The sequence below is a fragment of the Amycolatopsis benzoatilytica AK 16/65 genome, assembly GCF_000383915.1.
Taxonomy (GTDB): Bacteria; Actinomycetota; Actinomycetes; order Mycobacteriales; family Pseudonocardiaceae; genus Amycolatopsis; species Amycolatopsis benzoatilytica.
Window position 1 is genome coordinate 3,052,088 of sequence record NZ_KB912942.1, and the last position, 14,359, is coordinate 3,066,446.

Genomic DNA, 14,359 nt, shown 5'->3' on the forward strand with positions numbered 1-14,359 from the left:
CGCCTCAGGAGGCCGCGTTCTCCGGGAAATGGCACGCGACCCGGTGTCCGTCCGAACGCTCGATCAGCGGCGGCTCGTCGACCCGGCAGATCTCCTGCGCCTTCCAGCAGCGCGGGTGGAACCGGCAGGCGCGCGGCGGATCGATCGGGTCCGGCGGCTCGCCTTTCGGCTTGACCCGGGCAGACCTCCGCCGGCGCGCCGGATCCGGCGCCGGGACCGCCGAAAGCAGCGTGACCGTGTACGGGTGCATCGGTCTGCCGTAGAGGTCTGGGCCCGGCGCGAGTTCGACGATCTTGCCCAGGTACATCACCGCGACCCGGTCGGACATGTGCCGCACCACGGACAGGTCGTGCGCGATCATGACGTAGGTCAGGTCCAGCTCGTCCTGGAGGTCTTCCAGCAGATTGATCACCTGCGCCTGGATGGACACGTCCAGCGCCGACACCGGCTCGTCCGCGACGATCAGCTTCGGGCGCAGCGCGAGGGTGCGCGCGATGCCGATCCGCTGCCGCTGGCCGCCGGAGAACTCGTGCGGGTACCGGTTGTAGTGCTCCGGGCTGAGGCCGACCAGTTCGAGCAGTTCCTGCACGGCGCGTTTGACGCCCTGCGGCGGTTCCACGCCCTGCAGCCGGAACGGCGCGCCGACGATCGTCCCGACGGTGTGCCGCGGGTTCAGCGACGAGTACGGGTCCTGGAAGATCATCTGGATGTCGCGCCGCACCGGCCGCATCCGGCGGGCGGGCAGATGCGTGATGTCGCGGCCGTCGAACACGATCCGGCCCTCGCTCGGTTCCAGCAGCCGGGTGAGCAGGCGGCCGGTCGTGGTCTTGCCGCAGCCCGACTCGCCGACCAGGGAGAGCGTTTCGCCGCGGGCAACGGAAAACTCGATCCCGTCGACCGCGTGTACCGCCGCGACCGTCCGGCGCAGCACCCCGCGCCGGACTGGGAAGTGCTTGCGTAGGCCCGAAACGGCCAGCATTTCACTCATCGCGCTCGCCTCGCAGCTTCGGTCCGATTTCGCCGTGCCAGATCGTGCTCCACTGCTCCCCGCTCAGATGGCAGGCGACTTCGTGCCCGCCGCCGACGTCCAGCATTTCCGGTACCGCCGTGTAGCAGCGGTTCCCATTGAGGTGGGCGTAGCCGCACCGGGGATGGAACGCGCAGCCCGCCGGGACGTTGATCAGGCTGGGCGGATTGCCCTTGATGGGCAGCAGGCGACCGGTCCGCGCACGGTCGAGCCGGGGCATCGAGCCGAGCAGGCCCCAGGTGTAGGGATGCTGCGGTTCCTCGAACACGACGCGCGCCGAGCCGTACTCCGCGGCCCGCCCGGCGTACATCACGAGGATGTCGTCCGCCATCTCCGCCACCACGCCGAGATCGTGGGTGATCACGATGACCGCCGAGTCGAATTCGCGCTGCAGGTCCTGGATGAGGTCGAGGATCTGCGCCTGTACCGTCACGTCGAGCGCGGTGGTCGGTTCGTCCGCGATCAGCAGTTCCGGGTCGCAGGACAACGCCATCGCGATCATCACGCGCTGCCGCATCCCGCCGGAGAACTGGTGCGGGTAATCGTCCACTCTGGACTTGGCGTGCGGGATGCCGACGCGGTCGAGCAGCTCTGTCGCGTGCGCGCGGGCGGCCGCCTTCCCGACTTTGTTGTGGATCCGGTACGCCTCGACGATCTGGTCGCCCACGGTGTAATACGGGTGCAGCGACGAAAGCGGGTCCTGGAAGATCATCGCCATCTTGCGCCCGCGCAGGCGCCGGACCTCCTCCGCCGTGGCGGCCACCAGGTCACGGCCGTCCAGCAGGACCTTCCCGGAGATCACCGACCTCGTTCCGTGGTGCAATCCCATGATGGCCAGGCTGGTCACGCTCTTGCCGGACCCGGATTCTCCGACGATGCCGAGCGTCGCGCCCCGGTCGAGCTGGAACGACAGCCCGTCGACCGCCTTGACCAGTCCGTCGTCGGTGGGGAAATGCACGCGCAGCTCGCGCACGTCGAGGAAGGCCCCGGGGGCCAGGCGGTCGTCGTCCGCCGCGAGGTCTTCGCGGCGCCGGGGAACGCTCACTGGTACCTCACCCTCGGGTCGACGACCGCGTACATGAGGTCCACCACCAGGTTCGCGACGATGATGAAGATCGCCGCCATCAGCGTCACGCCCAGTACCTTCGGCAGGTCGTTGGTGGTGATGGCCTGCACCGCGTACTGGCCGATGCCGGGCAGCGAGTAGGTGCTCTCGGTCAGCACCGCGCCGCCGAGCAGCAGCCCCAGGTCGAGCCCGAAGATGGTCAGGATAGGGGTGAGCGCGGACCGCAGGCCGTGCTTGAGCACCACGGTCCGTTCCGGCAGGCCCTTCGCCCGCGCGGTCCGGATGAAGTCCTCCCGCATCGTTTCGAGCATTCCCGCCCGGGTGAGCCGGGCGTACCCGGCGGCATACAGGAACGCCAGCGTGATCCACGGCAGCACCAGGTCGTAAGCCCACAACGCCGGGTTCTGCGTGATCGGGGTGTAGCTGCTGCCGCCCGGGAAGATCCGCAGCGTGTAGGCGAAGATCGACAGCGCCAGCAGGCCGGTGAAGAAGATCGGCAGCGACACGCCGGCCAGTGCGGTCCCCATCGCGATCCGGTCGAAGGCGCTGCCGGGGCGCAGCGCGGAGACCACCCCGGTCGCCACGCCGAACACGAGCCAGAGCACCGCCGCGCCGACCGCGAGCGACAACGTGACCGGCAGGCGCTGGAGCAGTTCCGGCAGCACCGGGTTCTGGGTGATGAACGAATAGCCGAAGCACGGCGCCGGGCAGTGCACGGTGACCGGGCCGGTGCTGTAGTCGGACCCGGCCACGAGCCCTTTCGCGAACCGGCCGTACTGCACCCACAGCGGATCGGTGAAGCCGAGCTTCTGCGCCATCTCGTGGATCTGCTGCGGGCCGGCGGTTTTGCCGACGTAGCGCGACGCGAGGTCGTCCGCCGACGCACCGGCGAGACGCGGGATGAAGAAAAAGATCGCGAACGTCGCGACGCTCACCACGAACAGCATGAACACCGCGGCGACCGACCGCCGGATCAGGAATGTGACCACCGCGCCGGCCGCGGCGGCCGGGAGCGGCCGGATCCGCCGGCCCGCTCCCGGACTCCGCCGGCCTCCACCTTCTTCCGCTTACTTCTTCACGCCCAGCGTGAGGTAGTCATACATCTGGAAACCGTCGGTGACGAACACGTTCGTCAGGTTCGGCGGCCGGTAGAGCAGTCCCTTCGCCCAGATGCCGGGCAGGATGTACGCGTCGTCCATCACCTTGGCGTCGATCTGCGCCCAGACCTTCTCGCGCGCCGGGGTGTCCGTGGTGGCGAGCGCCTTGTCGATCAGCGCGTCCACCGCCGGGTCCTTGACCGACAGGTTGGTGTTGCCGCCCGAGGCCCGGATGACCCGGCTGTCGACGATCTGGCTCAGGAAGCCGAACCCGTCCGGCCAGTCCGCGCCCCAGCCGGTGATCATCAGGCCGAGTCCGTTCGCCTTCGCGTAGTCCGGCTTTCCGGCGTACAGCTTGTAATAGTCGCCCGCAGGATAGGGCTTCAGCGTGACGGTGATGCCGGCCTTGGCCAACGACTGCTGCAACGCTTCCGCGGTCGCCTTCTCCTTGGGACGCTCGGCCCGGTAGGACAGTCCGGTCGAGAACCCGCCTGCCTGGCCGCAGGCCGCCAGTTCCTGCTTCGCCTTCGCGACGTCGCCGTGGTTGTCCGGGCCTGGCGGGTAAGGGTTGTTCGCCTGCGCGCCGGGGATCACCGGCGGCATCAGGTTGGTCGCGATCTGGCCGCCGGTCGGCCCGCCGTACGCGTTCTGGTAAGCGACCTTGTCGGCCGCGTACTCGACGGCCCGGCGGCAGTGGATGTTGTCCAGCGGAGCCACGTCGCCGTTGATCGCGGTGTACCAGAGCCGGGCCACGGTCGCGGAGTCCGCGCGCGCCTTCAGCGCCGGGTCGGCGAGGATCCGGCCCTGCGCGGCCGGCTGCACGCCGGTGCCGGCCACGTCGACGTCGAGGTCGCCCGACAGCAGCCGGTTGTCGATGTCGTCGGCGTTCACGTTGAGCTGCACTTCGATCCGGTCCGGCAGCGCCTTGCGGTTCGGGTCGGTCGCCGGGTCCCAGTTCGGGTTGCGCACGAGCGCGAAGTTCTTGCCGAGGTTGTTGGTCTGGAACATGTACGGGCCGGAGGACACGACGTGTTCCTTGTACTTGGTCCCGGTGTCCTTCGCCCGGGGCACCGGGATCGTGGACGGCAGCTGGGCGAAGTAGTCGAATCCGGCGAACGTCTGGTTCAAGTGGAAGACGATGGTCTGATCGTCCGGGGTGTCGATCGCCTTGAGGCCCAGTTTGTTCGGGTCCGGATCGGAGTAGGGGCTCTTGTAGCCCTGCAGCGCCAGGAAGTCGTTGAAGTAGGTCGGCCCGTTCGGGAAGGTGGTCTTGTCCAGCGATCGTTCGACCGCGTACTTGACGTCCTTCGACGTGACCGCGGTGCCGTCCTCGAACTTCACCCCGGGGCGCAGCTTGTAGGTCCAGGTCTTCGCGTTGTCGCTGGGCACGCCCAGCGTCTGCGCGAGGTCCGGAACCAGTTTCGCGCCCTGCGCGCCGGGCGCGGGCGCGAACATCACCAGCGGCCGCCCGTACAGCCGGATGAAGTCCCACGAGTACCCGTAGTAGGTGTCGGCCGGGTCGAGCGAGTCCCAGTCGCCGGCGTTCGCCACGCGCAGAGTCCCGCCCTTCGCGGTCGACGGGTTGAACACGTGGCCCACGCCCGCGTTGAACCCGGCCTGCGAACCGGGCGGGCCAGGCTGGCCGGGCCCTCCGCCGCCTCCGCAGGCCGCGAGGACGGCCGTCGCGCCGAGCGCGAGAATCGTGCTGGTTCTCCGGTGCTTCATCTGGATGCACCCCCTGGTGGGGAGTCGGGATTTCCGGTTTTTTCAGCGCGCCCGCGGGTCGAGCGCATCACGCAGTCCGTCGCCGAAAAGGTTGAACGACAGGACGGTGACGAAAATGGCGAGACCCGGCACGAGCATGAATTCCGGGTCGATCTGGTAGTAGTGCGCGGCGTCGGCGAGCATGCCGCCCCAGGTCGGAGTGGGCGGCCGGATTCCGACGCCGAGGAACGACAACGCGGCTTCGAAAAGCACGTTGGCCGGGATCAGCAAGGTCGAGTACACCAGGATCGGGGCGGCCAGGTTCGGCAGCAGTTCCCGGAACAGGATGTAGGGCCCGCGCGCGCCCAGGCTGCGCGCGGCGTCCACGAATTCCCTTTCTCTCAGCGACAACGTCTGCCCGCGGATGATGCGGCCGATGTAGGGCCAGCTGAAGAAGCCGATGATGAAGATCAGCAATCCGACGCGCAGGCTGTCCCCGCTGAACCCGAACGCGTGGTCGGGAACCACCCCGGCGAGCGCGATCGCGAAGAGCAGCAACGGAAACGCGAGGAAGACGTCCATCGTCCGGCTGATCAGCGTGTCCGCCCAGCCGCCGAAATAGCCCGCGACGACACCGAGAACGGTGCCGAGGACGACCGACAGCGCGGTCGCCAGGAACGCGATCAGCAGGGAAATCCGCGAGCCGTACAGGACCCGGCTGAACAAGTCCCGGCCGTTGACCGGCTCGACGCCCAGCAGGTTGTCCGCGCTGATGCCGCCGAACGCGCCTTTGGGCACCTGGAGATCCGGGTCGACCAAGGTTTCCTGGAATTGCGTCGGCGGGTGGCCGAACCACCCGACGAGCAGCGGGGCCAGCAGCGCGGCGGCGATGAGCAGCAGGACGACGCAGCCGCCGGCTATCGCCACCCGGTCGCGCTTGAGCCGCATCCAGGCGATCTGCCGCAGAGATCGGCTCTGGATGGCTTCTCCGGGGCGGACGAGCGCGGGCTCGCCCGCCGGTTCAGGGACTTCCAGTGGAGCTGCCATGACCCCGCCCGGACACAGTTCGAAAAGCGTGCTCGCGGACCAGAAGACTGTCGTTCCTGGCGCGCCGGCATACCAGCCCGCCGCATTCTCCGTAGCGGGATCGTGATTCAACCGCGACGGTCCGATGCTTCCGCGCTGCCGAGCGGTCGCTGGCAGTGGCGAACCGGTCGATTGTCCGGCCATTCCGGATAAAGGGCCCGGAGGGAACAATCAGCCGATGTCGTTCCTTTGTGGACTCTGCCGAATGCCGGAAGCAGCGCTGGAGGCGCCCGCGGGCGCCTCCAGCGACAAGCCAGGCGGCAGAGCTCCCGAAGCGGGAGCTCCGCGTACCGTCAGGCGGCCACCGCCTGATCGTTGCCAACCGCCCGCGGAGTCCGCTTTCCCAGCTCGGTCAGCGGGGTCCGGTAGGTCTCGCGCATGGTCAGCACCGCGAGCCCGGCCGCGAGAGCCGCACCGGCGGCCAGGCCGGCGACCGGAAGCCAGTTCTTCAGACCCGGACCGGCGAGCGCAGCGGCGATCGACGGCGCGAAGCCGCCCAGTGCGAAGCCAAGTTGCGTGCCGACCGCGACCCCGGACATCCGCACCTTGGTGCCGAACTGCTCGGTCCAGAGCGCGTAGCCGACCCCGCCGTAGGCGCTGTACACCACGCCCGAAAGCAGAATCCCCAGCGCGAACACCAGCGCGACGTTCGCCTGGCTGATCGCCCAGATGAACGGCCAGATCAGCACCGCGACGCCCAGCGCGCCGACGGCGAACACCGGCTTGCGGCCGAACCGGTCGCCTGCCTTGCCCCACAACGGGATCGCCGCCAGCGCCACCACGTTGCTCAGCATGACCATCCACAGCATCGAACCGCGGGACAGGCCGATCGTGGACACCCCGTAGGTGAGCGAGTAGATGCTGACGATCGTGCTGGTGACCGAGATCAGCGCGCTCACCACGATCTTGAGCACGTCGGGAGTGTGGTGGCGCAGCAGCACCAGCAGCGGCGCCTTCGGGACCGCGTCCCGCTTCCGCTCGGCGGCGAATTCCGGGCTCTCCTGCATCGACCGCCGGATCCACCAGCCGGCCACCGTGACGGCGGCGCTGAGCAGGAACGGGATCCGCCAGCCCCAGGACAGCAGCTCGGCGGTCGGCATGGACGACAGCGGGAGGAACACCGCGGTCGCCAGGATCAGGCCGAATTGCGTGCCCGCCAACGTGAAGCTGGTGAAGTAGGCGCGCCGGCCCGCCGGTGCGTGCTCCAGCGTGACGGATCCGGCGCTGGACTGTTCGCCGGCGACCGCCAGCCCCTGGATCAGCCGCAGTGCGACCAGCAGGATCGGGGCCGCGACGCCGATCGTCCCGTATCCGGGCAGGACGCCGATCAGGAAGGTCGCCGCGCCCATCCCGAGCAGCGTCATGAGCAGCACTCGCTTGCGCCCCAGGGTGTCGCCGAGATGCCCGAGGACGAACGACCCGATCGGGCGGGCGACATAGGCGACCCCGAAGGTCGCGAGCGAGGCGATCGTCGCGGTCGCGCCGTTGCCGGCCGGGAAGAACACCTTAGGGAAGATCAGCGCTGCGGCGGTGCCGTAGATGAAGAAGTCGTAGTACTCCAGGGCACTGCCGATCCACGAGGACACGGCTGCCTGGCGGGGGGTTCGGCGGGCCGCGCCCGGCGATGCGGGATCGTGCCCCTGGCGTGCGACGGCGTCGTCCACGTCAGCCTCCTTGATGACCGCGGCGGCGGTCGAACGAATCCGGCCGGCCGGAATGTACCGGCTGGTTATGTACCGGATAGTGAGTTAGCGACCGCGATCGTGTCAAGACTTTGGCCGCGATCGGCGCCGATCCGCCTCCGGTCAGGCCCGCCCGACGTGCGCCGTCAGGTACTCGAGAACCAGGTCTCCGAGCATGCGGCGGTAATGGTCGCGGCGTGCGGGATCCAGCAGGTCGCGATCGAAAATGACCTGGAAGGTGTGCTGGTTGGCGGTCCGGAACACGCAGAACGCGCTGATCACCATGTGCACGTCGAGCGCGTCCACGTCGTCGCGGAACAGGCCGGCCGTGCGCCCGCGCTCCAGGATGCCGGCGAGCACGTCGACCGCGGGCGCGGCCAGGCCGGGCAGGATCGGCGAGGTGCGCAGATGCCGCGCGTGGTGGATGTTCTCGATGCCGACCAGCCGGATGAACGCGGGATGCGATTCGTGGTGGTCGAAGGTCAGCTCGGCGAGAGCGCGCATGGCCCGGGCCGGGTCGAGGTGGTCCACGTCGAGCTGCTGCTCCAGCGCGCGGATGCCCTGGTAGGCGCGCTCGAGGACGGCGACGTACAAACCTTCCTTGCTGCCGAAGTAGTAGTAGAGCATCCGCTTGGTCGTACTGGTGCGGGCGGCGATCTCGTCGACGCGGGCGCCGTCGTACCCGCGGTCGGCGAACTCGCCGGTCGCGACGTCGAGGATCTCGGCACGGGTGCGTTCGGCGTCTCGCTGCCGCTCCGGCGCGTCGGACGGCTCGGCGCTCACGGGATCGTCCTCGCTGCTCGGCTCACGCCGCCGAGGATATCCGGCCGCGCTTCCCTTTCGCGTCAGGACACGGTACAAGTTACTAACTAGTACATTCATCGATCGCGAGGAGCCCTGCCATGCCCCCCGACCGCGTTGCGCCCGGCCCGCTGCGGACCGGTCTGATCGGGAGCGGGATCGGCCCGTCGCTCTCCCCCGCGCTGCACGAGCGCGAGGCGCGCGAACTCGGGCTGGAGTGCACCTACACCCGGTTCGATCTCGACGTGCTCGGCGTGCCGGCCGACGCGGTCGGCGATCTGGTCGCCCAGGCTCGCGCCGAGGGCCGGTCCGGCGTCAACGTCACGCATCCGGCCAAGCAACTCGTGATCCCGCACCTGGACGAGCTGTCTCCGGACGCGGCGGCGATCGGCGCGGTCAACACCGTCGTCTTCGACGGACGTCGCACGGTCGGGCACAACACCGACTGGTCCGGCTTCCGCGACGGCTTCGTCACCGGACTGCCCGCTGCGCCGCTGGCTCGCGTGGTGCTCCTGGGCGCGGGCGGAGCAGGCGCGGCCGCCGCGCACGCGCTGCTGAGCCTCGGCGCCGGTTCGCTCGCCGTACTCGACACCGATTCCGCCCGGGCAGTCCGGCTCGCCGACGAGCTCACCGCACGATTCGGGGCCGGGCGCGCACGGGGCGGCGGCGTCGCCGATCTCGAACGCCGGCTTGCCGAAGCCGACGGATTGGTGCACGCGACGCCGGTCGGGATGGCCGGACATCCCGGCTTGCCGCTGCCGATGTCGTTGCTGCGCGCGGAACTCTGGGTCGCCGAGATCGTCTACCGGCCCCTGGAAACGCCACTGCTGCGCGCCGCCCGCTCGCTCGGCTGCCGCACGCTCGACGGCGGGCGGATGGCGGTGCACCAAGCGGCTGCCGCGCTGAAACTGTTCTGCGGCCGGGAACCGGACCCGGAAAGAATGCTGCGCCACCTCACCGAGCTGATCGACGCCGAAACCGCCGGAGGCACCAGCCGTGTCGCATGAAATCCGCACCGGAATCGCCACCGTCTGCCTGTCCGGAACGCTCGACGGCAAACTCGCCGCCGCGGCGGGCGCCGGCTTCGACGGGGTCGAGATCTTCGAGCCCGACCTCGTCGCTTCTCCCCTGCCACCCGGCGAAGTGCGGTTGCGCTGCGCGGACCTCGGCTTGTCGATTGACCTGTACCAGCCCTTCCGGGACCTCGACTCCACCGATCCGGAGCGGTTCGCCGCCAACCTGCGCCGCGCGGAACACAAGTTCGACCTCATGGAAGAACTCGGCGCGGACACCGTGCTCGTCTGTTCCTCGGTGGCCGCCGACGCGGTCGCCGACCTCGACCTGCTCGCCGAGCAGCTGCACGCGCTCGGCGAGCGGGCCGGCGCGCGCGGCCTGCGCATCGCTTACGAGGCATTGGCTTGGGGCAAGGAAGTGTCCACTTACGACCGGTCCTGGGAGGCGGTGCGGCGGGCCGCTCACCCCGCGGTCGGTCTGTGCCTGGACAGCTTCCACCTCCTCTCGCGCGGCTCCGATCCGGCCGGTATCGCCGAAATCCCCGGAGACAAGCTGTTCTTCCTCCAGCTCGCCGACGCGCCGCACCTCTCGATGGACGTGCTGCAGTGGAGCCGCCACCACCGGCTCTTCCCCGGGCAGGGCGCGTTCGACCTGCCCGGCTTTCTCGCCCCGGTCCTCGCCGCGGGATACGCCGGCCCGCTGTCGCTCGAAGTCTTCAACGACGTCTTCCGCCAAGCCGACCCGGCTCGCGCCGCGATCGACGCGCATCGGTCCCTGCTCGCGCTCGCCGAAGCGACCGCGGCGCGTACCGGAACGTCCGACCCGATCGCCCAGCCCGCGCCCGAAGTCCGCGGACCGGCGTTCGTCGAACTCTCCGCCGGCGACTCGCTGGCGCCGGTCCTGTCCGCGCTCGGCTTCGCGCGCACCGGAATACACCGCACCAAGCCGGTGGAACGCTGGGAACAGGGCACTGCGCGAATCCTCGTCAACCGCTCAGGCGGCCCGGCGGCCGTCGCCGCGCTCGCTGTCGAATCGGCCGACCCGGCGGCCGCCGCGCGCCGGGCAGTGCGGCTCGACGCGACTCGCCCGCCGCGGGAACGAGGCCCCGCCGAAGCGGATCTCGCCGCGGTGACCGCGCCCGACGGAACCGCGTTGTTCTTCTGCCGCACCGGCAACGAAGGCGATTGGACCGGCGACTTCGTGCCCACCGGCGAGACCGCCGACGGCATCGGCATCGTCGGCATCGACCACATCGGACTGGCGCAGCCCTTCGACCACTTCGACGAAGCCGTGCTCTTCTACCGCACCGTGCTCGGTCTCGACCCCGCCGCGACGGGTGAGTTCGCCGCCCCGTTCGGCCTGGTCCGCAGCCAAGCCGTCGCCGACCCGCTCCGCCGGCTCCGGCTCGCGCTGACGGTTTCCCTGCTGCGCCGGGGAGAATGGGCACCCGGAGTTTCCGAACCGCAGTACGTCGCCCTCGCCGTCGACGACCTGCTGGCCACGGCACGCGCCGCGCAGGCGGCGGGCGCTCCCCTGCTGGCCATTCCGGACAACTACTACGCCGACTTGGACGCGCGCCTCGCCCTGCCCGCCGACCGGCTCGCCGCCTACCGCGAACTCGGCGTGCTGCACGAACACACCGCGGAAGGCGACTACCTGCAGGTCTGCACCGAAGTACTCGGCGGCCGGGTGTTCCTCGCCCTCGTCCAGCGCCTCGGCGACCACGACGGCTACGGCTGGACCGACGCACCCGTCCGGATGGCCGCGCACCGCCGCCGGCGGCTCGCCCGCGCACACGCGGCGGTCTGAACAGCGCCGCGTTTCAGCCGACCACCCGCGAACGGGAGAGAACGCCGCGCGCCGCTCACGAAAGTCCGTGAAGGGCCCCTTGCCGGAACCCAAGTCCCTCAAGGCGTCCTTCACGGATTGCCAGCCCGCCCGGCCGAGCGCGCGGGTGCACCTGCCCGGCCCGGCCGAGCGCGCGGGTGCACCTGCCCGGCCCGGCCGAGCGCGCGGGTGCACCTGCCCGGCCCGCCCGGTGATCCGGACAAATACCGTCGAATATCCCGATTGTTCCCTTTTTGATTCCAGAAGATGCCGTCTGCACCGATCTTGAAGCAGCGGATCGCTTGCCTGATCCGCTGGCTTGCCGTTAAAGTCCAACCGATTAGGAAACTTTACTAACTACCGCCGCCGCTATTCACGAGCCATTCGCCGGGCCGAAGGAGCGCGACGTGCACCTGACTCTCGTCCTGCCGTGTTCCTCGCGGCTCGCGCGGATGCCCTCGGCGGGTCGCGCGCAGCGAACGTGACACAACCCGATTCATCGCAAGCACATCCGCAGAAATCGCATCCTTCGTCGGTTTGGGCAGGAAACGGAGAATCACATGGCACACGGAAAAAGGTGGGCGACCACGGTCGTGGCAGCGGCGACAGCCGCACTGGGCCTGGCGGCCAGTCCGGCCAGCGCGAGCCAGGACCTGAGCACCCGGGCCGCACCGCCGAAGCCGGACCACGTGGTCATCGTCATGATGGAGAACCGCGGCTACCGCAACATCATCGGCAGTTCGCACGCTCCGTACCTGAATTCGCTGACCAAGCAGGGTGCGCTGTTCACCAATTCCTTCGCGCTCACACATCCCAGCGAACCCAACTACATCGCCCTGCTGTCCGGCTCCACCCAGGGCGTCACCGACGACTCCTGCCCGCACACCTTCAAAGCGGACAACCTCGCACATCAGCTCACGGCCGCCGGCGGCAGCTTCACCGGCTACTCCGAAAGCCTGCCGAAGGCGGGCTACACCGGCTGCGAAAAGGGCGACTACGCCCGCAAACACAGCCCGTGGGTCAACTTCAGCGACATCCCCGCGTCCGCGAACCAGCCGTACACGAGCTTCCCGGCGGACTACACCAAGCTGCCGACGCTGTCCTGGGTCACCCCGAACCTGCAAGACGACATGCACGACGGCACCATCCAGCAGGGCGACGCCTGGCTGAAGAAGAACCTCGACGGCTACGCCCAGTGGGCCAAAACGCACAACAGCCTGCTCATCGTCACCTGGGACGAGGACGAGGACGACGGCGGGAACAACTCGATCCCGACGATTTTCGTCGGAGCCAACGTGAAGACCGGGCAGTACAGCGAGAAGATCAACCACTACACCGTGCTCAGCACCCTGGAAAGCGCCTACGGCCTCCCCGCGCTCGGCTCGGCCGCCAAGGCGAAGCCGATCACGGACGTCTGGGGGTCCTGAACCAAGGCCGGAGACTGTCCCCGGGCCTGCGGCAGGCGACCGCCTGCCGCAGGCCCGCGTCACCGCCGCCTGCCGTGCGGTGAGCGGTCCAGGGACCGCGCCCTTCCTCAGGCCGCAGCTGGCTGGGCACTGGCCTGCCGGGCGCGCAAGAGTGCGACCCGATAGGTCGCGTACAGCGAAGCCCCCAGCGCGGCGACGAGAACAGCCGCCAGCACGAGCAGTCCGCCGTCGATCGGCGGGGACTTCGGCTGTCCGGCCTGAGCGCGCGCCGACCCGGTGAGGAACGGCACGATCACCAGCACGGACAGCCCCAAGGCGGCTTCTCCCCGAACAACCGCCGGGAAATGACGCAGCGCCAAGGAGAATCCCCGGCCCAGATCGCCGGACGCGTGCGCTCGGGCGATCCGGGGCAGCAGCACCAGCTGGTTGTAGGCACCGGTGCCCACCAGCGCGGCGACCAGCAGCAGTTTCAGCAGCAGGAACCGGCCGTACGAGGTGCTGACCAGCTGATCGACGCTGCCCACGTGCCGCCACGCCAGCCAGCTCCCGGACGCGACGAGCACCCCCACCGCGACCAGCGCCAGCACGCTGAACCGCGACCACACCGGTGCCCAGTACAGGCTGGCGTCGGCCCCGAACGGTCGAGACCGGGCGAGCGCCGCGAGGCAGACCAGCCCGCCGAGCCAGGCCGCCGCGGCGACGATGTGCGCTTGCGTCAACCAGGTGTCCAGCTGTTTGTCGACGGTCAGCCCGGCCAGCTTGCCCGGCACCGACAGCACCAGCGACGCGGCCGTCGCCAGCGCGACCGCCGAAGCCGAGATCGCGGTGAGCCGCTGCCGGGCGAACAAGCTCAGCAGCGCGAGGGCGGCCAGCAGGAGCAGCGCGTTTTGGATCAGCACCAGGACGCCGGTCGACACCCATGCCCCCGGTTCGGCCGGCGCCGTCAGGAAAGACCAGATGCGCCACGGTGCCAGCGCTTGCCCGAACGAGACACCGGAGACGGTCCGCGCGACCCGGGCCGCCAGCTGCAGGTAGGCGGCGACGATCAGGACCGGACCGCACCAAGCCAAGAACCTCGCGCACCGGGCGCGTACGACGTCTGCCACGTCGTCGCGCAAGACTGGCCGGACGACCAGCAAGTATGCGAGACCGCCGCCGATGACGACGGAGAGCGCGGCGAAGTAGGCGGACATGCTCACCACTCGCCACCACGGCGGCAGGGAAGCGGCGGCCGGTGCGGCCGCCAGCGAAATCTCGATCACAAGGTAAGTAGGTTAGGCTTAGCTAACTCATGAAGCAAGAGGCGCGTCTGCCCGGCGAGACCCAGGGGCCGGAGCTGGCAATGCAGCCGGGCCCGCGGAGGCCGGGGATACCCGCAGCCTTGGAACGTGCCCTGATCGCGACCCGGCCCGATGTCGAATCGGAGATCTGCCGGCCTTGCGACACCCGCCCGCCTTGACGGCTCGGGCCCCCACGGAGACCCGGCCGCATTGATAACCCCCGCCGTCGCACTCGAACCAGGCGACGATAAGTCAAACTTTCCAATTGACAAGTTTCCGCCGGTCGCCGACTCTGGTCCCCGTCACAGGCGACTCCCGCTCACCGGGAGCCGCCCTCTGGATCCCGCT

11 protein-coding genes are annotated in these 14,359 nt (G+C 69.4%); 3 read left to right on the forward strand and 8 right to left on the reverse strand.

All coding sequences use genetic code 11. The features are described 5' to 3' along the window. Positions 1–4: 4 nt before the first annotated feature. From AMYBE_RS0113935 to AMYBE_RS0113965, 7 genes are all read right to left on the reverse strand, one after another. The gene (locus AMYBE_RS0113935; RefSeq protein WP_020660001.1) at positions 5–979 is read right to left on the reverse strand and encodes an ABC transporter ATP-binding protein; all 975 of its coding nucleotides are present in this window, start codon (positions 977–979) and stop codon (positions 5–7) included. Between the two features lies 1 nt (position 980). Continuing rightward, complete coding sequence (locus tag AMYBE_RS0113940) at positions 981–2,072, reverse strand: ABC transporter ATP-binding protein (protein ID WP_020660002.1); 1,092 nt, start codon at positions 2,070–2,072, stop codon at positions 981–983. Beyond that, positions 2,069–3,082 (reverse strand): ABC transporter permease, encoded by a 1,014-nt coding sequence (locus tag AMYBE_RS0113945; protein ID WP_020660003.1) that lies wholly within the window; start codon positions 3,080–3,082, stop codon positions 2,069–2,071. The genes AMYBE_RS0113940 and AMYBE_RS0113945 overlap by 4 nt, the downstream gene beginning before the upstream one ends. Positions 3,083–3,160: 78 nt before the next feature. After that, the gene (locus AMYBE_RS0113950; RefSeq protein WP_020660004.1) at positions 3,161–4,915 is read right to left on the reverse strand and encodes an ABC transporter substrate-binding protein; all 1,755 of its coding nucleotides are present in this window, start codon (positions 4,913–4,915) and stop codon (positions 3,161–3,163) included. Between the two features lie 42 nt (positions 4,916–4,957). After that, the gene (locus AMYBE_RS0113955; protein WP_020660005.1) at positions 4,958–5,941 is read right to left on the reverse strand and encodes an ABC transporter permease; all 984 of its coding nucleotides are present in this window, start codon (positions 5,939–5,941) and stop codon (positions 4,958–4,960) included. A gap of 332 nt (positions 5,942–6,273) precedes the next feature. Then, positions 6,274–7,644, reverse strand: coding sequence for an MFS transporter (locus tag AMYBE_RS0113960; protein WP_020660006.1), 1,371 nt, complete (start codon positions 7,642–7,644; stop codon positions 6,274–6,276). 141 nt (positions 7,645–7,785) lie between these two features. Beyond that, complete coding sequence (locus AMYBE_RS0113965; protein WP_020660007.1) at positions 7,786–8,445, reverse strand: TetR/AcrR family transcriptional regulator; 660 nt, start codon at positions 8,443–8,445, stop codon at positions 7,786–7,788. A 119-nt stretch (positions 8,446–8,564) separates the two neighbouring features. Between AMYBE_RS0113965 and AMYBE_RS0113970 the strand changes: the two genes are divergently transcribed. From AMYBE_RS0113970 to AMYBE_RS0113980, 3 genes are all read left to right on the forward strand, one after another. Further along, positions 8,565–9,470 (forward strand): shikimate dehydrogenase, encoded by a 906-nt coding sequence (locus AMYBE_RS0113970; RefSeq protein WP_020660008.1) that lies wholly within the window; start codon positions 8,565–8,567, stop codon positions 9,468–9,470. After that, positions 9,460–11,286, forward strand: coding sequence for a sugar phosphate isomerase/epimerase and 4-hydroxyphenylpyruvate domain-containing protein (locus AMYBE_RS0113975; protein WP_020660009.1), 1,827 nt, complete (start codon positions 9,460–9,462; stop codon positions 11,284–11,286). The genes AMYBE_RS0113970 and AMYBE_RS0113975 overlap by 11 nt, the downstream gene beginning before the upstream one ends. A gap of 578 nt (positions 11,287–11,864) precedes the next feature. Then, positions 11,865–12,731, forward strand: a complete 867-nt coding sequence (locus AMYBE_RS0113980) for an alkaline phosphatase family protein (RefSeq protein WP_020660010.1) — start codon at positions 11,865–11,867, stop codon at positions 12,729–12,731. Between the two features lie 107 nt (positions 12,732–12,838). On the opposite strand, the gene AMYBE_RS41675 is transcribed toward AMYBE_RS0113980, so the two are convergent. Then, positions 12,839–13,993, reverse strand: coding sequence for a CopD family protein (locus AMYBE_RS41675; RefSeq protein WP_020660011.1), 1,155 nt, complete (start codon positions 13,991–13,993; stop codon positions 12,839–12,841). Positions 13,994–14,359: the final 366 nt, after the last annotated feature.

Coding starts and splice junctions, on each gene's coding strand:
- AMYBE_RS0113935 (WP_020660001.1), bottom strand. CDS start 979: ATGCTGGCCGTTTCGGGCCTACGCAAGCACTTCCCAGTCCGGCGCGGG.
- AMYBE_RS0113950 (WP_020660004.1), bottom strand. CDS start 4,915: ATGAAGCACCGGAGAACCAGCACGATTCTCGCGCTCGGCGCGACGGCC.
- AMYBE_RS0113955 (WP_020660005.1), bottom strand. CDS start 5,941: ATGGCAGCTCCACTGGAAGTCCCTGAACCGGCGGGCGAGCCCGCGCTC.
- AMYBE_RS0113970 (WP_020660008.1), top strand. CDS start 8,565: ATGCCCCCCGACCGCGTTGCGCCCGGCCCGCTGCGGACCGGTCTGATC.
- AMYBE_RS0113980 (WP_020660010.1), top strand. CDS start 11,865: ATGGCACACGGAAAAAGGTGGGCGACCACGGTCGTGGCAGCGGCGACA.